Annotated in this window: 22 protein-coding genes; 14 read left to right on the top strand and 8 right to left on the bottom strand. The window is 60.9% G+C overall.

What is annotated here, in order from left to right; translation table 11 throughout:
* Nucleotides 1-27 precede the first annotated feature (27 nt).
* Nucleotides 28-1,161: a ribonuclease D gene (locus tag JN12_RS08530; RefSeq protein WP_246125804.1), complete on the top strand. Its 1,134-nt coding sequence runs from the start codon at nt 28-30 to the stop codon at nt 1,159-1,161.
* 78 nt (nt 1,162-1,239) lie between these two features.
* Here the strand turns inward: JN12_RS08530 and JN12_RS08525 are convergent, their stop codons facing one another.
* Genes JN12_RS08525 through prmA form a run of 3 tightly spaced genes read right to left on the bottom strand, consistent with a single transcriptional unit; the run spans nt 1,240 to nt 3,470 of the window.
* The gene (locus tag JN12_RS08525; RefSeq protein ID WP_145021147.1) at nt 1,240-1,782 is read right to left on the bottom strand and encodes a hypothetical protein; all 543 of its coding nucleotides are present in this window, start codon (nt 1,780-1,782) and stop codon (nt 1,240-1,242) included.
* 42 nt (nt 1,783-1,824) lie between these two features.
* Nucleotides 1,825-2,568, bottom strand: coding sequence for a 16S rRNA (uracil(1498)-N(3))-methyltransferase (locus tag JN12_RS08520; protein ID WP_145021144.1), 744 nt, complete (start codon nt 2,566-2,568; stop codon nt 1,825-1,827).
* Complete coding sequence (prmA, locus tag JN12_RS08515) at nt 2,565-3,470, bottom strand: 50S ribosomal protein L11 methyltransferase (protein ID WP_145021141.1); 906 nt, start codon at nt 3,468-3,470, stop codon at nt 2,565-2,567. Before prmA ends, JN12_RS08520 begins: the two co-directional genes overlap by 4 nt.
* A gap of 123 nt (nt 3,471-3,593) precedes the next feature.
* Here prmA and JN12_RS08510 point away from each other — a divergent pair, with 123 nt between their 5' ends.
* The 5 genes from JN12_RS08510 (at nt 3,594) to JN12_RS08490 (ending at nt 9,542) form a co-directional block, all read left to right on the top strand.
* Nucleotides 3,594-4,766 carry a M20 family metallopeptidase gene (locus JN12_RS08510; protein WP_246125803.1) on the top strand — a complete coding sequence of 391 codons (1,173 nt, stop codon included), beginning with the start codon at nt 3,594-3,596 and terminating at the stop codon, nt 4,764-4,766.
* 74 nt (nt 4,767-4,840) lie between these two features.
* The gene (locus JN12_RS08505) at nt 4,841-5,656 is read left to right on the top strand and encodes a pyruvate, water dikinase regulatory protein (RefSeq protein ID WP_145021138.1); all 816 of its coding nucleotides are present in this window, start codon (nt 4,841-4,843) and stop codon (nt 5,654-5,656) included.
* 59 nt (nt 5,657-5,715) lie between these two features.
* A complete protein-coding gene (locus tag JN12_RS08500; RefSeq protein ID WP_145021135.1) occupies nt 5,716-6,390 on the top strand; it encodes a response regulator transcription factor in 675 nt (224 codons plus the stop codon).
* A gap of 132 nt (nt 6,391-6,522) precedes the next feature.
* The gene (locus tag JN12_RS08495; RefSeq protein ID WP_145021132.1) at nt 6,523-7,917 is read left to right on the top strand and encodes a DegQ family serine endoprotease; all 1,395 of its coding nucleotides are present in this window, start codon (nt 6,523-6,525) and stop codon (nt 7,915-7,917) included.
* A 128-nt stretch (nt 7,918-8,045) separates the two neighbouring features.
* On the top strand, nt 8,046-9,542 hold the full coding sequence (locus JN12_RS08490) for a leucyl aminopeptidase (protein WP_145021129.1): 1,497 nt from the start codon (nt 8,046-8,048) through the stop codon (nt 9,540-9,542).
* Nucleotides 9,543-9,713: 171 nt separating this feature from the next.
* On the opposite strand, the gene JN12_RS08485 is transcribed toward JN12_RS08490, so the two are convergent.
* Nucleotides 9,714-10,253 carry a DUF2284 domain-containing protein gene (locus tag JN12_RS08485; RefSeq protein WP_145021126.1) on the bottom strand — a complete coding sequence of 180 codons (540 nt, stop codon included), beginning with the start codon at nt 10,251-10,253 and terminating at the stop codon, nt 9,714-9,716.
* A 202-nt stretch (nt 10,254-10,455) separates the two neighbouring features.
* On the opposite strand from JN12_RS08485, the gene JN12_RS08480 reads away from it, so the two are divergent.
* Both JN12_RS08480 and JN12_RS08475 read left to right on the top strand, forming a co-directional pair.
* Nucleotides 10,456-10,722, top strand: a complete 267-nt coding sequence (locus JN12_RS08480) for a hypothetical protein (RefSeq protein ID WP_145021123.1) — start codon at nt 10,456-10,458, stop codon at nt 10,720-10,722.
* Nucleotides 10,723-10,892: 170 nt separating this feature from the next.
* Nucleotides 10,893-11,249 (top strand): hypothetical protein, encoded by a 357-nt coding sequence (locus tag JN12_RS08475; RefSeq protein WP_145021121.1) that lies wholly within the window; start codon nt 10,893-10,895, stop codon nt 11,247-11,249.
* Nucleotides 11,250-11,389: 140 nt separating this feature from the next.
* Here JN12_RS08475 and JN12_RS08470 read toward each other — a convergent pair whose 3' ends face one another.
* Together JN12_RS08470 and trxA are read right to left on the bottom strand one after the other, a co-directional pair.
* Complete coding sequence (locus tag JN12_RS08470) at nt 11,390-11,887, bottom strand: TlpA family protein disulfide reductase (protein WP_145021276.1); 498 nt, start codon at nt 11,885-11,887, stop codon at nt 11,390-11,392.
* 20 nt (nt 11,888-11,907) lie between these two features.
* Complete coding sequence (gene trxA, locus JN12_RS08465) at nt 11,908-12,237, bottom strand: thioredoxin (RefSeq protein WP_145021119.1); 330 nt, start codon at nt 12,235-12,237, stop codon at nt 11,908-11,910.
* Between the two features lie 130 nt (nt 12,238-12,367).
* On the opposite strand from trxA, the gene JN12_RS08460 reads away from it, so the two are divergent.
* The 6 genes from JN12_RS08460 to hemB all read left to right on the top strand — a co-directional run bounded on the left by JN12_RS08460 (nt 12,368) and on the right by hemB (nt 18,991).
* Nucleotides 12,368-13,042, top strand: a complete 675-nt coding sequence (locus tag JN12_RS08460; protein WP_145021116.1) for a precorrin-2 dehydrogenase/sirohydrochlorin ferrochelatase family protein — start codon at nt 12,368-12,370, stop codon at nt 13,040-13,042.
* A complete protein-coding gene (gene ccsB, locus JN12_RS08455) occupies nt 13,039-13,854 on the top strand; it encodes a c-type cytochrome biogenesis protein CcsB (protein WP_145021113.1) in 816 nt (271 codons plus the stop codon). The genes JN12_RS08460 and ccsB overlap by 4 nt, the downstream gene beginning before the upstream one ends.
* Before the next feature lie 18 nt (nt 13,855-13,872).
* Nucleotides 13,873-15,177, top strand: coding sequence for a glutamyl-tRNA reductase (gene hemA, locus JN12_RS08450; RefSeq protein WP_145021110.1), 1,305 nt, complete (start codon nt 13,873-13,875; stop codon nt 15,175-15,177).
* 86 nt (nt 15,178-15,263) lie between these two features.
* Complete coding sequence (gene hemC / locus JN12_RS08445) at nt 15,264-16,217, top strand: hydroxymethylbilane synthase (RefSeq protein WP_145021107.1); 954 nt, start codon at nt 15,264-15,266, stop codon at nt 16,215-16,217.
* A gap of 173 nt (nt 16,218-16,390) precedes the next feature.
* Nucleotides 16,391-17,917 (top strand): uroporphyrinogen-III C-methyltransferase, encoded by a 1,527-nt coding sequence (gene cobA, locus JN12_RS08440; protein WP_145021104.1) that lies wholly within the window; start codon nt 16,391-16,393, stop codon nt 17,915-17,917.
* Nucleotides 17,918-18,007: 90 nt separating this feature from the next.
* Nucleotides 18,008-18,991 carry a porphobilinogen synthase gene (hemB, locus tag JN12_RS08435; protein WP_145021101.1) on the top strand — a complete coding sequence of 328 codons (984 nt, stop codon included), beginning with the start codon at nt 18,008-18,010 and terminating at the stop codon, nt 18,989-18,991.
* Nucleotides 18,992-19,089: 98 nt separating this feature from the next.
* On the opposite strand, the gene JN12_RS08430 is transcribed toward hemB, so the two are convergent.
* Together JN12_RS08430 and JN12_RS08425 are read right to left on the bottom strand one after the other, a co-directional pair.
* Nucleotides 19,090-21,099 carry a proton-conducting transporter transmembrane domain-containing protein gene (locus tag JN12_RS08430; protein ID WP_246125802.1) on the bottom strand — a complete coding sequence of 670 codons (2,010 nt, stop codon included), beginning with the start codon at nt 21,097-21,099 and terminating at the stop codon, nt 19,090-19,092.
* Nucleotides 21,096-21,779, bottom strand: coding sequence for a PTS sugar transporter subunit IIA (locus tag JN12_RS08425; RefSeq protein WP_145021097.1), 684 nt, complete (start codon nt 21,777-21,779; stop codon nt 21,096-21,098). The genes JN12_RS08430 and JN12_RS08425 overlap by 4 nt, the downstream gene beginning before the upstream one ends.
* Nucleotide 21,780 lies beyond the last annotated feature (1 nt).

Here is a 21,780-nt window from a genome sequence, read left to right as displayed (position 1 = left end):
CCTGAACGTATACCGAAGGGAACGATTTTGACACCAATTACTATGATCACCACCACCGCCGCCCTGGAGCAGGCTGCCGCGCGCATGTCCGGCGAACCGCTGCTGGCCTGGGACCTGGAAGCGGACTCCATGCACCACTATCGGGAAAAGGTTTGCCTGCTGCAGGTCTCCACCCCAACCGAGACACTGGTGATCGACCCTCTGGCCGGCCTTGATCTCTCGGCGCTGGCCCCGCTCCTGGCAGATCCCGCCATCCGCAAGGTGTTCCACGGAGCCGATTATGACGTACGGATGCTGCACCGTGATTTCGGTATGACGGTCAGCAACCTGTTCGACACCATGATTGCCTGCCAGTTCCTCGGCGAGCCCGAGGTGGGGCTGGCAGCCATGCTACGCAAGCGGTTCGGCGTGGAGCTGGACAAGCGCTATCAGCAGGCAGACTGGACCCGACGCCCGTTACCGCCCGAAATGATCGATTACGCGGCAAAGGATACCACCCTGTTGCCGGAGCTGTGTCGGCAGCTGGAGGCGGAACTGACGGCCAAGGGACGGTTGGCATGGGTGCTGGAAGAGTGCGAGCTGCTGACCGGAGTGCGGATGACCGAACGGGGCGATGAGCCGCTGTTCCTGCGATTCAAGGGGGCGGCCCGCATGACCCCGCCAACGATGGCGGTGCTGGAGGAACTGCTGCGCTTTCGCGAACAGGAGGCCGAGCGGCGGGATGTACCGCCGTTCAAGATACTGGGAACCGAGACGATTCGGGAACTGGCTGAACGCAAGCCTGCTGCCGCTGCCGAGCTGGCCGGAATCAGCGGCCTGTCGCCACGACTCGCCGAGCGTTACGGCAAACAGCTGTTAGCGGTCATTGCCAAAGGAGTCAACGTGCCGGCGGCACGACAACCGCGCTATCCGAGAGAGCGGCGCCCGGAGCGGAGTCGGGCGCAGGAGCAGCGTCTCAAGGCCCTGAAGTGCTGGCGCGAGCAGACGGCACAGGGACTGGGCGTGGCAGGAGGCGTGCTGGTGAACAACAAGACATTGGAGGGACTTGCCGACCTGGGGCCGTCTTCCCTGGAGGAGCTGGCAGCCGGCGCAGGGCTCAAGGGTTGGCAGGCGGCGGCGTTCGGCGGGGAGTTGCTGAAGGTTTGTCAGATTGCCGGGTAGGTGAACGTCAGGAGCAAAGTCATCTGCTTCGCCCTATTCTGAACACAGGGCGAAGCAGATCAGGCCCGTGCTTCGCCCCTACTTTTTGTCTTCTGTGTCGTCTTTGAAGAGGTCGGCCAGTTCCGGTGAATTGAAGAAGTCATCGGGGTCTGTTTTTTTCTCGGCCGCCTTTGCCCCATCCTTACCGAACATATCGGCCAGCGCGTCATCTTTCGGGGCTCCCACCGGCTCAGTGCTGAATCCTTCGAATTCCTGACCCGAGAAGCCGTCTGCCTGGTCACTGCCGCTCCACCCGGAGGTCGTGGCATCGCTGGCAGTATCGTCGAAGGAGATTTCGCCAAAGGCGGCATCTTCAGCCGTCATGGCCGGTGCTTCAGCCGGGGCAACCGATGTCGTTCCGAACTCGAACTCGTCGGCAGCAGAAGCAGGTATGGCTGACGTTTCAGGGATAAAGGAGTCTTCCGTCCCCTCTGAAGTGGCCTCTTGTCCCGAGAAAACTCCCGGTGGCATGACAACCGGCTGGATGCCGAGAGACATTTTGAAGGCAGCCAGATCGTTGCCGCACTTTTTGCAGCTGTCCAGATACTCGAAGCTGTTGAAACCGCACTTGGGACACTTCATAGACATTGCTCCTTTCGCACCGATCGGGTTGGTGCGTTATTCCTACCCCAAATCGCCCCATACATGCTGGAGAATGGCCAGTATCGCCAGGCCGGCCGTTTCGGTCCGGAGTATCCGCTTCCCCATGGTGACGGAACAATAACCCGCCTCCCGGGCAGCGGTCACTTCTTCACCGGTGAGTCCCCCCTCCGGCCCGATGATGACAGCCACGCTGTCGGGCCGTGGCGTATCAGCCAGCAACTGGCGGAGGCCCACCGCCTTCTCCCCTTCCCAGAGGAGAAGCTTAACAGAATGTTCCCCCATGCGCAACACATCGGCCAGATTCCTGGCCAACCCCAGCTGTGGCCTGTCCGGACGACCGCACTGCCGGGCAGCTTCCCGGGCGATCCTCTCCCAGCGCTCCAGTCGACCCTCGATCCGCTCATCGCGCAGACGCGGGACAGAGCGGGCTGCGTAAAACGGGACGATCGATCCGACCCCCAGCTCGGTCCCTTTCTGCAGGATCAGTTCCAGCTTCTCCCCTTTGGGCATCCCCTGATAGATGGTGATGGCCGGTCCATCCGGTTGCAGAGCGGGCAGCTCGTCACCGATGGCGATCTCCACCCCGTCGCTGTCGAGCCGGTTGATACTGCCGATGAATTCCCGACCCGCACCATCGGCAAGGATGAGCTCCGTTCCGGTCTTCAGCCGCAGGACCGTTGCCAGATAATGGCGCTCGCTGCCAATGAGCGTGGCAACGGTGCCGGGGGCGAGCCGGGCGGTGACAAGGATACGTCGTCTGCTCATGGGGTGGCGCGGTACACCAGGCAACACCAGTCACCGTCCCTGGTGACCGTTGCCGGCGCCGGAAAGAGCCGGTCGAAGGCGGAGGTGACCACGTACTCCTTCTCGTTCAGAATGCCGGAGAGGACCAGCCAGCCGCCTGCCGCCACCTTGGCGGCGAGCTCTCCGGCCATGCGGGCCAGATCCTCGGCCAGGATATTGGCAACGACGATATCAAAGCGGCCGGAGACCAACTGCAGCGGGGTGATGGAGGCGGCGATCCGTTCCTCGACACCGTTCAGCCGGGCATTCTCCGTCGTTACCTCCGCGGCGACCGGGTCGATATCGATGGCAATAACCGGGCCGCTGCCGAGCAGGGCCGCGCTAATGGCCAGGATGCCGGAGCCGCACCCCACGTCAAGGGTGTTGGCTGCCGGGCAGGATGCCAGGATCTGTTCCAGTGCCTGGAGACAGAGGCGGGTGGTGGCGTGGGTGCCGGTGCCGAATGCCATCCCCGGGTCCAGGCGGATGACGAGGTCGCCCGGTTCCGCAGCATAAGGCTCCCAGGTGGGGGCAACGATCAGCCGCTCTCCGACCCTGGTGGGCTTGAAATGCTCTTTCCAGCTGTTGGCCCAGTCTTCCTGGTGGACCGGGGTAACGACCGCTACGGTGTGCGCACCCGGTACGAGGTCGTCCAGAAGCTTCTGGATGGCAGCTACCGTCTCACGGGCGCTGGTCTCGTCCGGCAGATATGCCTTGATCGTCACGACCGGCGGTTCTGCCACGGTATCCAGGGAAAAGGTGTCGAGGGTCTGGTTGTCGACGCAGACGCCACTGCCGGTCAGGGCAACGAGCTCGTCGGCGACCTGGTCGACAAGGGAGGCGGGCACGCGGCAGGCGATTTCCAGCCAGGTGGAGGAGGTCATGAGGTTCCTTTCATCACGTACGGGCAGTTGCGGCGCTAACCTACCAGAATGGCGCACTATTGACAATAAAAACCCTTGACAACCGCTTGACTGACAAGTAATTTCATTAAAATTACTTCAAAGGTGATCCGTCTGGAAGATATACGCACTGCCATCATTGCGGCGGTACAGGAACAGCGGGAAGAGCTCTGGTCCATTGCCGGGGAACTGCACCGCCATCCGGAAACCGGTCTGAACGAGGTCCGGGCCGCCGAGCTTCTGACCACTGTTCTGGAACGGAATGGATTCAGGGTCGAGAAAGGTGCCGCGGGGATGCCGACCGCTTTCCGGGCCGCCTGGGGCGAGGGACGGCCGACCATTGCCATCCTGGCGGAAATGGATGCCCTCCCCGACCTGGGACACGCCTGCGGCCACAACATCATTGCCGCGGCCGCCGTCGGCGCTGCCTGTGCCCTGTGCCGCGCACTGGCCACCACGGATGCCCGGATCGTGGTCCTTGGCACACCGGCTGAGGAGATGGGGGTCGGCAAGGTGGCCATGATCGAAGCGGGCTGTTTCAGCGATATCGATTTTGCCATGATGGTGCATCCCTCTTCCCGGCGGCGAGTCTTCAAACACTGGCTGGGTCTCGCCAAGATCCGCTATATTTTTCACGGCAAGCCGTCCCATGCGGCAGCCTATCCCGAAGAGGGTATCAATGCCCTCGATGCCGTGATCCAGACATTCAATAGCGTCAACGCCCTGCGCCAGCAACTAAGGCAGGATGTCCGGGTGCACGGCATCATCACCGACGGGGGCAAAGCTCCCAACATCATTCCCGAACGGGCCGCCTGCTTCTTCTACGTCCGGGCCGATGACCTGGAGGAGCTGCTGGCCGTCCGGGAACGGGTGACCGACTGTGCCAGGGGGGCGGCCCTGGCGACCGGCTGCCGACTTGAAGTGTTGGCAGAACCCGGGGTGCTGGCACCGCTCATGATCCTCGACTCCTATTCCGGGGTGTATGCGGAGCAGCTGGCATACCTCGGGCTTGAGATTTCCACGGCGCCGCCATATATACACAAAGGCTCGTCGGACATCGGCAATGTTTCGCGGGTGGTCCCCACCATCCACCCCCATGTGCCGATCGGTGTCGGGCTGCATATCCATACGGCCGAATTCGCCCGTGCCACCGTGACGGAAGGTGGACGCCAGGCGGTTCTGGAGGGGGCTACGGCCATGGCCATGACCGCGGCCCGGATAGTCTCCAGGCCGGAACTTCAGGGAGAGATTCGACAGGAATTTTTAATCGGCAGTTGAAATTTTGTTGCTCTTTAATGATAGTATGCTATTGTGCTTAATTAAGAGCAGCTAAACCAGATATGCGGTGACATTTGGCTAAAGAACTTTACCTGCTCTCCGATGCTACCGGAGAGACCGTTGATCGGGTTGTGAGAGCGGTCCTCTCGCAGTTCAAGGATGTGGAGATCCACGTCAACCGTTTCACCCGGATCAGGGAGGAAGCGGAAATCGTCGATATCATCGACGTGATTGTGGCCAATCCCGGCATCATCATCTATACCCTGGTAAACGGAGAGCTTGCCCAGTTTCTGCAGGAAAAGGTCGAAGAGCGGGGACTGGATGCCGTTGACCTGCTGAGCCCGCTCCTGTACAAGCTGTCGGAATTTTTCAACCTGCCCCCGCAACAGGAGCCCGGGCTCCTGTATGAAATGAACGCAGAATACTATAGGCGGGTGGACGCGGTAAATTTCACGGTAAAGCAGGACGACGGTCAGGAGCTGAGGCATCTCTACCGGGCGGACATCGTTCTGGTGGGAGCTTCGCGGACATCCAAGACTCCGCTCTCCATGTACCTAGCCCACAAGGGGTACCGGGTTGCGAATGTGCCGCTGGTAAAGGGGATCGATCCGCCCAAGGAGCTGTTCGAGATCGACCAGAACCGGGTGGTCGGTCTGTTGGTGGAGGCGCGTCGTCTGGCCGAACTCAGGGCGGCCCGCCTGCTTCAGTTGCACCAGAATCCGCGGGGCAAATACGCCAACTATGACGAGGTCGTGGACGAGGTGATCTGCTGTAAACAGCTCTACCGCCGCAATTCCCAGTGGCTGGTGATTGACATCACCCACAAGTCGGTGGAAGAGGCAGCCAGCGAGATACTGAAAAAAATGACCGGACTCGGTCTGACTACATAAGCAGTACACACATTGCGCTTCGAGCGGGTGAATACCAGTGCATGAGGAGGTCGGAACAAATGCGAATTCTCGTGGTTGAAGATGAAAAAAAGGTTTCCAGCTTTATCAAACGGGGACTGGAAGAAGAGAAGTTTGAAGTCGATGTGGCCGCGGATGGCGAGGAGGGGCTGAAGCTGGCACTGGAAAAGGCATATGACCTCCTGGTGCTGGACTGGATGCTGCCGAAGCGGGACGGCCTCTCGCTGCTCAAGGAGCTGCGGGACCGCCGCGTCTCGACCCCGGTCCTGATGCTGACTGCCAAGGATACGGTGGAAGATATCGTGGCCGGTCTGGAGTCGGGCTCCGACGACTACCTGACCAAGCCGTTCGCGTTTGCCGAACTGCTCGCCAGGGTAAAGGCGCTTATCCGGCGAAGCGAGATGGACCGCGGCGCCGAGCTCCGTTTCGGCGACCTGAAGCTCGACCCGGTCACCCACAAGGTGTGGCGCGGCGACAAGGAGATCGATCTGACCGCCAAGGAGTATGCGCTCCTGGAATACTTCATGCGGAATCCGAACCAGGTGCTGACGCGGACCATGATCGCCGATCATGTCTGGGACTACACCTTCGACAGCTTCACCAACATCATCGACGTGTATGTCAACTACCTGCGGAAGAAGATCGACCGCGATGCGGACAAGAAGCTGATCCATACGGTTCGCGGTGTCGGCTACATCCTCAAGGAACAGGATTAGCAGGAAACAGTGCCATCTGATCGTTATCAAGCCCCGGCAGTTCGCTGCCGGGGCTTTTGCGTCCATTGTGCAGGTTGACATTGCCCGAGAGAATTATTACATTTTGCGCATTCAACCCCAAGGAGGTTTAGCATGTCTCAGTTCGTGGTCCGTCTTCTGTCCCTGTCTCTCGCGCTCCTCCTGGGATGCCTGGTCGTGGGCGAAGAGAGTTTCGCCAAGGCCGGCCCTCCCGATTTCGTAGAGCTGGCCAAAAAATTGAAACCGACCGTGGTCAATATCGGCACTGCCAAAACCATCAAACCGCAGCGACGGTTTCAACCTCCGCTGAACCAGTTCGGCAACGACCCGTTCCAGGACTTCTTCGAACGGTTCTTCGAGGGCCAGCAGCCCCAGGCCTACAAGCAGCGCAGCCTCGGCTCGGGGTTCCTGATCGAGGGGGGCTACATCATCACCAACAGCCATGTGGTGAACGGGGCCGACGAAATCAAGGTCAAGCTGGACGACAACCGCGAGTTCAAGGCCGAGATTAAGGGACTGGACGAGAAGCTCGACCTGGCCCTGCTGAAAATCGACGCCAAGGGCGACCTGCCTGCGGCCAGGCTCGGCGACAGCGATGCCATCCAAGTGGGTGAATGGGTCATGGCCATCGGCAACCCGTTCGGCCTGGCCGAAACGGTGACCGCCGGGATCGTCAGCGCCAAGGGACGGGTCATCGGGAGCGGTCCCTATGACGACTTCATCCAGACCGACGCCTCCATCAACCCCGGCAACTCGGGTGGCCCCCTGTTTAACGCCATGGGCGAGGTGATCGGCATCAACACCGCCATCGTTGCCGGGGGCCAGGGGATCGGCTTTGCCATTCCGGTGAACATGGCCAAGTCAATCATCCCCCAACTGCGTGACAAGGGGAAGGTGACACGGGGGTGGCTCGGCGTCTCCATCCAGCCGGTAACAGCGGATCTGGCGCAGTCGTTCGGGCTTTCCGCCGAAAAAGGGGCGCTGGTGGCCGATGTGCTGCCGGAGAGCCCGGCGGAAAAGGCCGGCATCAGGGCCGGGGATATCATCACCGAATTTGACGGCAGGCAGATCAACGAGATGAACGAACTCCCCCGCCTGGTTGCGGCCACGACAGTCGGCAAAAAGGCGACGGTCAAGATTTTGCGGGACGGCAAGGCTGAGGAAATCGCCATTACGATCGACAAGCTGAAGGACGGCGAGGAAGGGGAAAAGGTCGGTGCAGCCACGGACAAGTTGGGGATCACGGTGCAGGCGCTGACCAAGGAGCTGGCCGCCCGGTTCCGCAGCAAGGAGACCAGCGGGGTGGTGGTGACCGACCTCAGCGCCGACAGCGTCGCACAGGAGGCGGGGATCGCCCGTGGCGACGTGGTAAAAGAGGTTAATGGCAAAAAGATCGCCACGGTCGACGATTATGAAAAGGCCGTTGCAGCCCGGAAGAAGGGGGCGGCCGTCCGCTTCCTGGTGAAGCGGGGCAATTCGTCGCTCTACATCGCCTTCAAGGTCGATTAGCGCCTATCCGGCGCATTCTGCACAAAAGGCCTCCCCCGGCACCGGTGGAGGCCTTTTTCGTTGCCGATCCTTGCACCGCCGGGGAATCCGGCTACAATAATTCGCGAACTGCGAACAGGAGGGATTCCATGAAATTTTCAGCTGTTGTTGCCGACCCGACCACCCACCCCTGCCCGGCCCTGATTATCGGCTGTTTTGAGGAGCTGTCCGCGGCGCCCCTGCTCGCAGAGCTTGACAGAGCGCTTCACGGTGCCATTACGGCACTCTATGCCCAGAAAGAGTTTACGGGCGGCCTCAACAAGACCAAGATTGTCCATACCTGCGGTCGACTGCCGGCAGAGCGGCTGCTTCTGGTTGGTCTGGGCAAGGCCGAGGAGCTGACTGCCGAGAGGCTGCGCCAGGGTGCCGGCTCAGCGGCCCAGGCGCTGCGGGGAGCGCGACTCACGACGGCCAGCTCTGTGTTGCACCTGGCCGGTCTGGTCCCGGATGAGGCCGCTACCGCCACGACCACCGGCACGATGCTCGGCGGTTATGCCTTTACCCGCTACAAGACCGGCAAGGATGAGCCAAAGCCGCTGGCCGGGGTGACGCTCCTGCTCCGGGACAAACGGGAGGTTCAGACAGTAAAGAAAGCCATGGCCGACGCCGAGGCCCTCTGCCGCGGCGTGCTGCTGGCCCGTGACCTGGTCTCGCTCCCCGGCAACGAAGCAACCCCTGCCTATATCGCCGGCAGGGCACTGGAACTGGCAGGCCTCGACCGCGTCAACTGCGTCGTGCTGGAGCGGACCGAGCTGGAGGAGCTGGGCATGGGGGGGCTTTTGGCGGTTGGCAAGGGGTCGCAGCACGCGCCCCGGTTCGTGGTGCTGGAATATCAGGGCGGCAGCCCGGGCCAGCGGCCGGTCGTCCTGGTGGGCAAAGGGGTAACCTTTGACTCGGGCGGCATCTCCCTCAAGCCCCGGGAGGGGATGGAGCGGATGAAGGACGACATGGCCGGCGCCGCCGCAGTCCTCGGCACAATCAGGGCGGCAGCAGAATTGGGTCTGCCGGTCAACGTGACCGGCCTCGTGCCGCTGGCCGAAAACATGCCGGACGGTGGCGCCTACAAGCCGGGGGACATCGTCACCACCCTGGCAGGCAAGACTGTCGAAATCAACAATACCGATGCGGAAGGAAGGATGATCCTCTGTGATGCCCTCCACTACGCCCAGCGGTACAAGCCAGCAGCGCTCATTGACCTGGCAACCCTGACCGGGGCCTGTCTGGTGGCCCTGGGTGACCAGGCAACCGGGATGCTGGGCACGGATGAAGGGTTGACGCGGGCAATCGCCAGGGCCGGCGAGGCAACCGGCGAACGGGTCTGGGAGCTGCCGCTGTGGGAGGAGTACGGCGAGGCGATGAAGAGTGACGTCGCCGACCTGAAGAACGCCGGAGGTCCCCATGCCGGCACCATCACGGCCGCCTGGTTCCTGAAGCAGTTCAGCGGGAAAGCGAAATGGGTCCATCTGGACATCGCCGGCACCGCCTGGGAGGAAAAGGGCCGCCACTACCTGCCGAAAGGGGCCACCGGCGTCGGCGTGCGGCTCTTGATCGAGTATCTGCGCGGGGTGACGATGAAACGGCACTGACTCCGCGAGACATGGAGGGTCGGTGGAGCGAAACGACCGTGATTCCCGCGGCCGGTGGGTAACAAGTCTCATCTGTCGTGTGAGGTCAGCCACAGGCCTTGGAAGCTCATCAAAAGCCAAATCGCGGGCGTTTGCGCGGAAACGGCCCTTCATGGCTCACGGAGTCATCGACTATTCAATCAGCAGGAAGGCGTAGCGGTTCATCTCTTCTTCGTAGCCGGCCAGCACCTCGATGGGGTAGCCGAATTTGGCTACCGTGGCAAAGACATCCACCCCCATCCCTTCCGGGGTGGGGCGCGCCAGGTTGCGGTTGTGGCAGGCCGTTCGGGTTCGGGCGCACTCCCGGCAGAGCTGGCAGTTGTCCATGAAGAGCAGGAACGCCTTCTGATAGCCGGCAAGAAAGACTTCCCGTTCCAGTTCCACAAGCTTCATGTTGACCCCGCGTGACCAGGCATGGCGCTCTTCGGGATCGTCGAACCGTTTACTGAACCGGAAAATGACCCCCAGTCGGTATTCCAGGAAGAAATCCCGACATTCGGCCACCGAAGGGGTGTTCGGCGGGCAGGACGCATTGCGGCCATAGTCGCTGCAGCCGTACATGCATTTCATCCGTACCCATTGGCCGACCACAATCTCGGCCGGATCTATCCAGCGGAAATCCCTCCCCCCCTTTACCTGAAACAGTCTCTGCAGCAGCGTCTGATCCGCCATACACTCTCCCCTGCCATGCCTTTACCACCCTTCCGAACCGAAAGGCCTCGGCGCTGTAAACAATCTGTTCGGTCGGGGCAAACCTACACGCCGACAACTGTGCTGTCAAGGTGCCCATCCGCTCGTTGTCTGCGCCACAAACAACTGTGACGTATTATGTCTCAAGCATGTGTTCTCATGGTAAAAAACCAGGAGGTGCGCCATGATCTATCTGACCAACGATGAATACGACCAGGCAGTATATTGCGAGTTGCATCGCCAGAAGTCCCGTCGGCGGCAAGGCGGCATGGAACAACGCTTTACCGGGCTGCTGGGGAACGGTATCAGTGAAGTGCCGGTAACGGTACGTAGCTGGCGAGACTATGTGGAGGTGGTCTTCGGTACTGGCAGTCTGCTGTTTAACTGTGTGGACGAACGAACCATCCGTCGTCTGCTCGGCGAAGTGGTGCGGGAACTGGCAACCGCCTGAACGGCAGCATTACTGTTCAACCATTGCACACAAATCTCCCGATCACGGCCGTAACTTGATGCGGACACTCCAATAAGTGTCTGAAATAACGAACAAAATAATTGGTCTTGTTCTGGCACTGATTTAGAAAGAAGTGGGAAGGAACTGCTCAACTGGTCGGGAGGTGTACCATGAATCAATACACTGCCGTCATACTCACATTGACCGCAACCATGGCCTGCTTCATGGCGCTGCGTATGCACGGCGACTGGCTGCGGATCGAAGCGGCTGGTCATGATGGGGCTTTGTCCGATCTGGACAGGATTAGGGCAGCCCTGAACCGTTGGCAGATGCGCCATCTGACCGGCGCAGTGATCTCGGTTGCCCTGTGTACCGGCATCGGCTTTTTGTCTGTGCTTGCGCCGTGTGCACGTTTCGCCAGCGCTGTGGCAGCCTATGCCGTCGTCTCCTGCTGCCTGGCAACCACCGAAGCGATTCTAATGCAACGGCTGACTGTTGTGCGGGTCAGGGTCCACAACAGACGCTGATCATTCCTTTCAATACAGAAGTGCCAAAGGGCAAGCCGTTCAACAAAGGTCTTGAAATACTCCACCTTGCAGCGCCTCCCCTTTTTTGTGCATACAAACAGCAAGCCCGCCGGCTCGTCGTTTCGTCTCTCGCTGTGCGGCTATTCTGCCAGCGACTTCCTGATCAGCTCATCCACCTGCCGCAAAGTCTGATCGGATATCCCCTGAAACCGGCCGACAACGACCCCCTTTTTGTTGATGACAAAAAGTGTCGGCAGGGAACGGATACCGTATTCGGTCTCCAGATCTTCATTGGACTGGGCGACCGGATAATTGATCCGCTTTGCGCTAATGAATTCCCGTAACGCCTTCGGCGTATCGTCGACCGCCAACCCCAGGATCTGGGCACCCTTCCTACCGTATTTCTCCTTGAGAGACACAAGGTGCGGGATCACTTCCTTGCAGGGGCCGCACCAAGTGGCGAAAAAATCCACAATGAGCACCTGGCCACGGTAGGCGGCCAGTGACAACCGCTCTCCGGACATGGTAGTTCCTTCCAGCGGAGGTGCAGACTGTCCCTTCTGGAGGATGGCTGCTGCCGGCATGGCACTTCCCAAAAGAAGCGCCGCTGCCAGCAAGGTCGACATCGTTGTGCGCATTGTTCGCTTTGCCATCGGAATCAGAGGGCCTTCTTGAGCAGCGCTTCCAGTTGGGACTTGGGAACGTTGCCGACGATCTGGTCGACTACCTTGCCCCCCTTGAAGAGGATCACCGTGGGAATCCCGCGAACGCCATATGTGCCAGGAGTTCCCGGGTTTTCATCGACGTTTACCTTTCCGACCTTCACCTGGCCGTCGAACTCATCGGCAATGGCATCGATGGTCGGGGCGAGCATCTTGCACGGGGCACACCAAGTGGCCCAGAAATCGACCAGTACCGGGGTGTCGGCCTTAAGAACGTCGGAGTCGAACGTATTGTCGGTAAAGGTGTGAACCTTTTCACTTGCCATGTTGTGTCTCCTTTTCATTCTGCAGTTGATCTTGCAACTATAGCCAAGCAGGTGAAAAAATCAAGGCGCAAAACGCGCTCAAGGTGCCTACCCTTGACAGCCGCCACGGATAGCGGCATAACGTACCACAATGCGCTATCTGCCGATCAATCTGGACGTGCGGGGGAAGACGGTTGTCATCGTGGGTGGTGGGCCGGTTGCCTCCCGCAAGTGCCAACTTCTCAGAGCCAGCGGTGCCAGCGTGACGATCATCGCGCCTGAAGTGGCGCTGGTGTTGCAGGAGCTCGCTAATACCGGTGAGGTTCGTCACCTGGCGCGGCCCTATGCGCAGGGGGACCTGGCCGGAGCGTTCCTTGCCTACGCTGCAACAGACCAGCCGGCAGTGAACCGAGCCGTCGCCGACGAAGCCCACCGTGGCGGTATTCTGGTGGAAGTCTGTACGGGGCCGGATCGCGGTGATTTCATCACGCCGGCAGTGGTTACCCGGGGCGATCTCACCATTGCCATCGGCACCGGCGGGACAGCACCGGCCCTGGCCGGCAGGATTCGCCGGGAGTTGGAGGACCGTTTCGACCACGCCTATGCTGAGACGGTCCTGCTCCTCGGCGCAGTGCGTGAAAAGCTGTTGACGGCCAATAAGGCCGGCGCGTACAATAAGCGGATTTTAAAGGAGTTGGCGGACGCCGATCTGCCGCATCTGTTCCGCATTCGGGCCTATGCCGAGATCGATCAACTCCTGGCGATGCTCTGCGGGCCAGGTTTCACCCTAGCCACCCTGGGAGTACCCGAAAAGGATAACCCATGAATGCCCTGATGTTCTACGTCACGCTTCTGCTCTATTTCGCCGCGACCGTCTGTTACCTGGTCTACCTCGTCAAACCGCAACCGGCCACTGGTACCGCCTCCCGCTGGCTGATCACCGCCGGTTTCGTCCTGCATGCCACCTTTACCCTCGTCCGTTATATCCAGGACGGCCATACCCCCATCACCAACCTGCATGAATCCCTGTCGTTCTTCAGTCTGTCGGTGGTCGGGGTGTTCATTTTCTTCGAGCGCAAGTTCAAGATCTTCATCCTCGGCTCATTCATCACCCCCCTGGCGCTGATACTGCTGCTGGTCTCAACCCTCTTCCCCATGGGGATAACCCCGCTCAATCCGGCACTGAAGAGTAAGTGGCTGGTAGTCCACACGGTTGTGGCTTTTGTCGGCTACGCCAGCTTTGCCGTGGCCTTTGGCGCTGCGGTCATGTACCTGATCCAGGAGCGGTTCCTGAAGCGAAAAAAACTGGGCGGGCTCTTCCAGCGCCTGCCATCACTCAACACCCTTGACGACATCAACTATCGTTGCCTGACCTTGGGCTTTCCGCTCCTGACCATCGCGATCATATCCGGCGCGATCTGGGCGGAAACCGCCTGGGGCACCTACTGGAGCTGGGATCCAAAGGAAACCTGGTCACTGATCACCTGGTTCGTCTATGCCGCCCTGCTGCACGGCCGACTTACCACCGGCTGGCGGGGGCGCAAAGCGGCGATCCTGTCCATCATAGGATTTTTTGTCATGCTATTCACATTCCTCGGTGTCAACTTGCTCATGCCGGGGCTGCACAGTTACAAATAGAGAAGAGGCCGCGCAGAGATGAACATCATCGTGGTGGGGCTTTCCCACAAGACAGCCCCGGTTCAGATACGCGAGAAAGTCGCCTTCGCCCCGACCCAGATGGACAAGCCGCTCCACCAGTTGGTGGCGATCCCGGACATTACCGAGGCGATCATTGTCTCCACCTGCAACCGGGTCGAGATCTACGCCTGCACCAGGGACATTGCCGGTGGTATGGCCCGGATCAAACGGTTCCTGGCCGATTATCACAATTTTCCCCTGGAGGCCCTGGAGCAGCATCTCTACACCCACCACGGCGAGGAGGCGATCCGCCACGTCTTCCGGGTAGCTGCCAGTCTCGATTCCATGGTGGTCGGTGAGCCGCAGATCCTCGGCCAGATCAAAACCGCTTACGGCTATGCCGCCGAATTCAAGACCTCCGGAATCATCCTCAACCGGTTCCTCCACAAGGCGTTTTCGGTTGCGAAGCGGGTACGGACCGAGACGAAAATCGCCTCCTCTGCCGTTTCCGTTGCCTTTGCCGCTGTGGAACTGGCCAGAAAGATCTTCAACGACCTGACCGACAAGACGGTCATGCTGATCGGTGCCGGCGAGATGTGCGAGCTGGCTGCCAAGCACTTCCTGAACAACGGCGTGCGCGGGGTCATGGTCACCAACCGGACCTTTGAGCGGGCCGTGAAGCTGGCCGAAGAGTTCGATGGCAAGGCCGTCCCGTTCGAAGACCTGTTCGACCAACTTCACAAGGCGGACATCATCCTCTCCTCCACCGGCGCTCCCCACTGCATCATCGGCCCCAGGGACCTGGACGAGGTGATGCGGCGTCGCAAGCTCAAGCCGATGTTCTTCATCGACATTGCCGTGCCACGGGACATCGATCCCGGCGTCAACGACGTGGAGAACGTCTACCTCTATACCGTGGACGACCTGCAGGAGGTGGTGGCCGCCAATCTCCAGCAGCGTGCCGAAGAGGCCGGAAAGGCCGAGGAGATCGTCAACCAGGAGATCGGGCAGTACTTCAAGTGGCTCTCCTCCCTGGAAGTGACTCCCACGATTGTGGCCTTGCGGGCCAGGTTCGACGAGGTTCGCCGGACCGAGCTGGAGAAAACCGTTGCCGGCTGGAAGGACCTTACGCCGGAAGGGCAGAAGCGGCTGGAGGCCCTGACCAACGCCATCATGAACAAGCTGCTCCACCCGCCGACCAGCCTCCTGAAACAGGGCGGTCAGGGGGGACGCACCGACCTCTACGTGGATGCCCTCCGTGCCCTGTTCGACCTGAACCTGGGGGACCAGGGGGGAGAGGAACTCGGCGAGCTGGAAGAGTAAGAAAATCAGGGACCGGGGACTGGGGACTGGGATTATTTCCTGGATGCTTCATGACGTAGACCTCGTGTCTTAACAAAGGAGTCCATATGTCACTGAAGCAACTTAGAATCGGCACTCGGGCCAGTCAACTGGCCCTCTGGCAGGCCAACTGGGTCAAGTCCGAGCTGGAGAAGCGCTACCCTGAAATGGAGGTGACCCTGGTCAAGATCAAGACCATCGGTGACAAGATCCTCGATGTACCCCTGGCCCAGGTCGGCGGGAAAGGGCTCTTCGTCAAGGAGATTGAGGAAGCGATGCTGCGCGGTGAGATCGACATCGCCGTGCACAGTATGAAAGACGTCCCGACCGAGTTTCCGGAAGGGCTGGGCCTCCATTGCATCACCGAACGCGAAGACCCGCGGGATGCGGTCATCTCCAAAGGAGTAAAGTTTGCCGATCTGCCCAAAGGGGCGAAGATCGGCACCTCGGCACTCCGCCGCCAGGCCCAGCTACTTAAGGTGCGGCCCGACTTGCAGATGGTGGTGATCCGTGGCAACGTTGAAACTCGGATGAAGAAGCTGGACACCGAAGGGCTCGACGCGGTGATTCTGGCGGCCGCCGGGCTCAATCGCCTCGGCTTCACTGAAAACGTTACGGAACTGCTTCCCACCGACCTCTCCCTACCGGCCATCGGCCAGGGTGCTCTGGGGATCGAGTGCTCCTTACGTAACGAAGCGGTCAAGGAGACCATTGACTTCTTCAATCACCCGGAGACCAGTTACGCGGTGCGGGCCGAACGGGCATTGCTGAAGCGTTGCGAGGGAGGGTGCCAGGTCCCTATTGCCGCCTTTGGCGAAGTGACCGGCGACCAACTGAAGCTGACCGGGTTCATCGCCTCGGTGGACGGAACGCGGACGCTGAAGGAGAGCATTATCGGCCCGGTGGATGCCTGCGAGCACCTGGGATCTGAACTGGCCGAGCGGCTGTTGCGCAACGGTGGCAAGGAAATTCTTGAAGAAGTCTACCAGCGGGAAATCGGCCGGGTGGACGAGAACGTGTAAGATCCTATTGTCACCACATGCGCGGGGCACCATCCAACGGGTTGTGCCCCGTTACTGTTTGTACCGGCATCAATAACGGGCTGATGACATCACCGGGAAAGAACCGCTCTACAGCACACCAGATGTCTCTCCCCGAAATGGCCGGAAAAAACATAGGGACCTCAGTGAAAACAATGCCAGTTGGAACATCGGGATTTGTCTATCTCATCGGCGCCGGCCCCGGCGATCCGGGCCTGATCACGGTCAAGGGGCGCGACTGCATCGCCAGGGCCGACGTGGTGATGTACGACTATCTGGCCAACCACCGGCTTCTCGGTCATGCCCGGCCGGATGCGGAGCTGATTTATTCCGGCAAGGTAGGGGGCGCCCACAACCGGGAGCAACGGCAGATCAACGGGCTTCTCGTGCAGAAGGCGTTGGAGGGGAAGGTGGTTGCCCGCCTGAAGGGGGGGGATCCGTTTGTGTTCGGCCGGGGGGGGGAGGAGTGCGAGGCCCTGGTGGAGGCCGGCATCCCGTTCGAGATCGTGCCCGGCGTCACGGCCGGCATCGGCGCGGCAGCCTACGCCGGCATCCCCCTGACCCATCGTCATGTGACCACGTCGGTTGCCTTTGTCACCGGGCACGAACACCCGGCCAAAGAGACCTCCGAGATTGACTGGGAGCGGCTTTCCCTTGGCAGCGGCACCGTGGTCTTCTACATGGGGGTGAAGAACCTCCCCCAGATCACTGCCAACCTGATTGCCCACGGCCGTTCGCCGGACACCCCGGTGGCCTTGGTCCGCTGGGGGACCCATCCGGAGCAGGAGGTGCTGGAGGGGACCCTGGCCGGTATCGCCGAGCAGGCCAGACAGGTCGGGTTCAAGGCGCCTGCCATCACCGTGGTCGGGGAGGTGGTTCGCCTGCGGGAACGACTTCGCTGGTTCGATAACCGTCCCCTCTTCGGCCGGGGGATGCTGGTCACCCGGGCTGCCGATCAGGCGGGGGAATTCGGGGATCTGCTCCAGGCACTGGGTGCCAGGGTCTTTGAGTGTCCCACCATCGCCATCGTTCCCCCTGAGTCGTGGGACGAGATGGATGCCGCCATTGCCAACCTCTCCGCCTGTGGCTGGATCATCTTCACGTCGGTCAATGCGGTAAAACATTTCTTCGCCCGCCTCGCGGAACTGGGTAAGGACAGTCGCGCCCTTGGGAACTGTCGGGTTGCCGCAGTTGGCCCCAAGACTGCCGCCTCGCTCCTTCCCCACGGCATCCGTCCCGATCTGGTGCCGGCCGACTACAAGGCCGAAGGGGTGGTGGCCGAATTCGCAAAGATGGAGATGTCCGGTGTCCGTGTCCTCTTTCCCCGGGCCGACCGGGCAAGGGAGGTCATCCCATCGGCGCTGGCGCAGATGAGGGCCGAGGTCCTGGCACCGGTCGCCTACCGCAACGTACTGCCGGACAAACTCCCGGCAGACGCCATCCAGGCGCTTGAGGAGCGACGGATCGACTGCATCACCTTCACCTCCTCTTCCACCGTAGACAACCTGGCCAAGGTCCTTGGGGTCAACCGGCTCCTCGGTCTTCTGGAAGGGGTGGCCGTGGCGGCCATCGGACCGATTACGGCCACTACCTGTCGGGAGCTGGGTCTGAAGGTCGCCATCGAACCGAAGGAATATACCCTTGCGGCAATGACGGCCGAGATAGTACAGTATTATTCATAACCAAGACTGAGTTGCCGCCCTGCCAAACCTGTTTGCAACTTTCCCAAAAAGCTCTGCACACCCGGCGGTGAAAGAAAAGGAGAAACAACTATGTTCTTCCCCCAATTCCGTGCCCGCCGGATCCGCGGCAAAGAGGTGTTCCGCAGGATGGTCCGGGAGACCACCCTTTCGGCTAACGACCTGATCTACCCGATGTTCTCCGCCTTCGGCAAGGGGATCAGGAAGGAGATCTCCTCCATGCCGGGGATCTATCAACAATCCATCGAGCATATCGTTGCCGAGGCCCAGGAGGTTCATGAACTGGGTGTGCCGGCCGTGATCCTCTTCGGCATCCCGGAGAAAAAGGATGACGTGGGAAGCGACGCCTATGCCGAGCATGGCATCATTCAGGAGACGATACGGGCCTTAAAGAAGGAGGTGCCCGGTCTTGCAGTCATCACCGACGTCTGCATGTGCGAATACACCGACCATGGTCATTGCGGCATCATCAAGGACGGCGACGTGGACAACGACGCTACCCTGGAACTCCTGGCCAGGGAGGCGCTCTCCCACGCCCGGGCCGGGGCCGACATGGTCGCCCCGTCCGACATGATGGACGGCCGGGTGGCGGCCATCAGAGAGATCCTGGACGAGAACTGCTTCGAGCATATCCCGGTCATGAGCTACGCGGTCAAGTACGCCTCCGGCTACTACGGCCCGTTCCGGGAAGCGGCCGAATCCACCCCCCAGTTCGGCGACCGCCGCTCCTACCAGATGGACCCGGGGAACCGCCTCGAAGCGCTCCGCGAGGCCCAGATGGACGTGGAGGAGGGAGCCGACATCCTCATGGTCAAGCCGGGCCTCCCGTACCTGGACATCATCCGCGACGTGCGCAACGAGTTCAACCTGCCGGTGGCCGCCTACAACGTCTCCGGCGAATACAGCATGATCAAGGCCGCGGCCCGGAACGGCTGGATCGACGAGGAGCGGGTCATCATGGAAACCATGCTCTCCTTCAAGCGGGCAGGTGCCGACCTGATCCTGACGTATCATGCCAAGGAAGTGGCGAAGTTGTTGAAGAGCGGTAATTATTAAGCAGAAGTAGAAAGACGGGAATGAAAAGGCCCACGGGAAACCGTGGGCCTTTTTGCGTCGGTGGATACCTAAGAAGATGGCGGCAGGTTCGTGGACGATCAGGGCAGACTGACGACGATAAGCACGACCAGGGTGATGAAGGTGTAGAGGATGTAGAGATGCAGGTGCCCATGCTGTAACCTCCTGATGGGCAGGAACTTCTCATAGATGCGGGCGAGGAGGGGTAGATATATCCGTTCGAGGACGGTTTCCGGCACATGACTCTCAAAATGGGGGTCGGCAGGGAAAGACCCGGTGATGTGCGGCGCGTGGCGCTCGGGACGCAGAATGCCGGCAAAGAGGCTCACCAGCATGTCGGCAAAGGACGACGCGCTGTACTGCATTCTGCTGCTCGGGTCGAGATAGCCGCATCCCCAGGTGCCGGCGCTGGCCACGGTAGCTTTCTTCACCAGGCCGCGGTACCAGAGCACCAGACAGAATGTGATGATAATCAGAGCAACGGCAAGGACTGAAATCCAGTTCAGAGGGGCAACTGACGCCAGGGAAACGGATCGGGGTGAGCTTGGCAGCCAAGCGGTTACGGCTGATTCCAGCAGTGGGGCCACCGCGACCGGCGCCACGCCGATGGTGAGGCAGACAATGGCCAATACCGCCATCGGGAGCCGCATGGTCCAGGTTGCCTCATGGACGGACCCCGGAAGCGGCGCGCGGGGGGTGCCGAGAAAGACGATACCGACCACCTTGACGAAACAGGCCACTGCCAGCCCGCCGATCAGTGCCAGGGCCGGAGTGGCGAGAGCGGTACCGATGGCCCCTGCACCGCTGCCTGCAACCGTCCCGTTGAAGAAGCCGAGATAGATCAGGAATTCACTGACAAAACCGTTGAGGGGCGGCAGGCCGCAGATGGCCACAGCGCCGATGATAAACGATGCGGCGGTCCAGGGCATGATCCGCAGCAGTCCGCCCATCCGATCGATTTCACGGGTTGCGACTGCATGGATCACGGAGCCGGCGCCGAGGAAAAGCAGCGCCTTGAAGGTGGCATGGTTCAACACGTGCAGGAGCGCGCCGGCCATTCCCAGCAGCATGAGGGTCGGTGAACCGGTAGCCGTACCGATCAGCGCCGTGCCGATCCCCATGGTGATGATGCCGATATTCTCGATGCTGTGATAGGCCAGCAGCCGTTTCAGGTCGTGTTGTCCCAAGGCGAAGAGTACCCCGACGACCCCCGACACCATGCCGAGGACGATGACGACCAGGCCCCACCAGAGCGGGATACCCGTAAAGAACGACAGTGTGCGCACCAGCCCGTAGATCCCGATTTTGAGGATGATGCCGGACATGATGGCGGATACGTGACTGGGTGCATTGGCATGGGCCGAGGGGAGCCAGATGTGCAGCGGCATGAGCCCGGCCTTGAAGCCGAACCCGAACAGGGCGAGCAGAAACAGAGCGGTGGCCAGCGGCGCTGTGGCGGTCAGTGACGCAGCCACCGGGAAGGTGAAGCTGCCGGAAATGCTGTTCAGCAGGGCGAACAGGGCGAACAGAGCCAGGGTTCCCGTATGGGTGCAGATCAGGTACAGCGTGCCGGCGTCGCGCACCTCAGGTGTGTGGTCATCGGTGGTGAGGACGAAGTAGGCGGCAAGCGCCATGATCTCCCAGGCCAGCAGGAACAGGCCGGCCGACCGCGCCATAGTGACGAAGAGCATGGCCGACACCAGCAGGCCGAAAAAGAAGGTCAGCTTGCGGACCGTGCGGGGGTTGGTCCCGGCAGGCCAGTAATCGAGGGCGTAGATGCTGCAGCAGGCGGCAACGATGAGGATCGGCAGGGCAAAAAAGGCGGTGAGCGGGTCGATGCCGCACTCGGCGGGGCCGAAGGGAAACGGCCAGGCCAGTTTATAGGTAACCTGTTGACGCTGGAGCAGCGTCAGTACGGCACCGGCAATACCTCCTGCGGCCGCCACGGTCATTGCGATAGCAGCGAGTCGTTGGCCAACGGTCGGCGTGACAACGCGCACCAGGAGCGGTGTGCCTGAAAACGCGGCCAGGAGCGCCGCTCCCATGAAGAGCACTGCCGGAAGGTGTGCCGTCGGGTCGCCGGTCATCATGCCCCTTTGCCGATATCCTGTTCGATTTCAAGAATGGTGTTCATGATCGCCTCGGCGTTGCATTGTTTACCGAGAATATCGCGCAAGCGCTGATCGCGCAAGCAGTAGGCCAGTTTTGAGAGCAGATGCAGGTGCATTCTGATGGTCGGCGAGATGATGGTGAACAGTATCTGGACCGGCTTGCCGTCCAGCGCCCCGAAATCCACCGGCTCCGAGAGGAAGCAGAGGGCGATCTTCGGGACCGGCAACTGCACCAGGATCGGGTTGCGCACGTGGGGAATGGCGATGCCGTCGCCCACCGCCGTTGTGCCCATGGCCTCGCGTGCCAGCAGCACCTGCAGGATGAAGTCGGGATCGATCTCCGGCGGCAGGTCCAGGACGTCAACGGCATTACGCAGCACCGTTTCCTTGTCGCCACCGGGAAAGCCGCAATGGATGCCTCCTGCCTGCAGCGCCTGGCTCAAGGTCGGCAACGGCCGCTCATCCGCATCATGCATCTTGTACAGGGCCGGGTTGACCTTTATGCCGCGCTCCGTTGCCCATTCCAGCAGGTCCACCGGGTTGATCCGGTAGTCTCCATGGAGGGACTCCGCGGGCAGGTTGTCTTTCCTGATCCAGCGTACAACGGTTTTTTCATCTACATTCAGGGCCTGTGCGGCCTCGGAAGGTTCAAGCAGCATG

The sequence above is a fragment of the Geobacter argillaceus genome, from assembly GCF_007830735.1.
Taxonomy (GTDB): Bacteria; Desulfobacterota; Desulfuromonadia; order Geobacterales; family DSM-12255; genus Geomobilibacter; species Geomobilibacter argillaceus.
The sequence above is the reverse complement of the archived record's forward strand: the minus strand, read 5'-3'. Positions and strand labels throughout refer to the sequence as shown.

What these genes read in the sequence shown, in the direction of transcription:
- JN12_RS08470 (WP_145021276.1), bottom strand. Translation starts at nt 11,887, where the DNA reads ATGCGCACAACGATGTCGACCTTGCTGGCAGCGGCGCTTCTTTTGGGA.
- prmA (WP_145021141.1), bottom strand. Translation starts at nt 3,470, where the DNA reads ATGACCTCCTCCACCTGGCTGGAAATCGCCTGCCGCGTGCCCGCCTCC.
- ccsB (WP_145021113.1), top strand. Translation starts at nt 13,039, where the DNA reads ATGAATGCCCTGATGTTCTACGTCACGCTTCTGCTCTATTTCGCCGCG.
- JN12_RS08500 (WP_145021135.1), top strand. Translation starts at nt 5,716, where the DNA reads ATGCGAATTCTCGTGGTTGAAGATGAAAAAAAGGTTTCCAGCTTTATC.
- JN12_RS08430 (WP_246125802.1), bottom strand. Translation starts at nt 21,099, where the DNA reads ATGATGACCGGCGACCCGACGGCACACCTTCCGGCAGTGCTCTTCATG.
- hemA (WP_145021110.1), top strand. Translation starts at nt 13,873, where the DNA reads ATGAACATCATCGTGGTGGGGCTTTCCCACAAGACAGCCCCGGTTCAG.
- JN12_RS08490 (WP_145021129.1), top strand. Translation starts at nt 8,046, where the DNA reads ATGAAATTTTCAGCTGTTGTTGCCGACCCGACCACCCACCCCTGCCCG.
- JN12_RS08460 (WP_145021116.1), top strand. Translation starts at nt 12,368, where the DNA reads ATGCGCTATCTGCCGATCAATCTGGACGTGCGGGGGAAGACGGTTGTC.
- JN12_RS08485 (WP_145021126.1), bottom strand. Translation starts at nt 10,253, where the DNA reads ATGGCGGATCAGACGCTGCTGCAGAGACTGTTTCAGGTAAAGGGGGGG.
- JN12_RS08425 (WP_145021097.1), bottom strand. Translation starts at nt 21,779, where the DNA reads ATGCTGCTTGAACCTTCCGAGGCCGCACAGGCCCTGAATGTAGATGAA.
- JN12_RS08480 (WP_145021123.1), top strand. Translation starts at nt 10,456, where the DNA reads ATGATCTATCTGACCAACGATGAATACGACCAGGCAGTATATTGCGAG.
- trxA (WP_145021119.1), bottom strand. Translation starts at nt 12,237, where the DNA reads ATGGCAAGTGAAAAGGTTCACACCTTTACCGACAATACGTTCGACTCC.
- hemB (WP_145021101.1), top strand. Translation starts at nt 18,008, where the DNA reads ATGTTCTTCCCCCAATTCCGTGCCCGCCGGATCCGCGGCAAAGAGGTG.
- JN12_RS08475 (WP_145021121.1), top strand. Translation starts at nt 10,893, where the DNA reads ATGAATCAATACACTGCCGTCATACTCACATTGACCGCAACCATGGCC.
- hemC (WP_145021107.1), top strand. Translation starts at nt 15,264, where the DNA reads ATGTCACTGAAGCAACTTAGAATCGGCACTCGGGCCAGTCAACTGGCC.
- cobA (WP_145021104.1), top strand. Translation starts at nt 16,391, where the DNA reads ATGCCAGTTGGAACATCGGGATTTGTCTATCTCATCGGCGCCGGCCCC.
- JN12_RS08495 (WP_145021132.1), top strand. Translation starts at nt 6,523, where the DNA reads ATGTCTCAGTTCGTGGTCCGTCTTCTGTCCCTGTCTCTCGCGCTCCTC.
- JN12_RS08520 (WP_145021144.1), bottom strand. Translation starts at nt 2,568, where the DNA reads ATGAGCAGACGACGTATCCTTGTCACCGCCCGGCTCGCCCCCGGCACC.
- JN12_RS08525 (WP_145021147.1), bottom strand. Translation starts at nt 1,782, where the DNA reads ATGAAGTGTCCCAAGTGCGGTTTCAACAGCTTCGAGTATCTGGACAGC.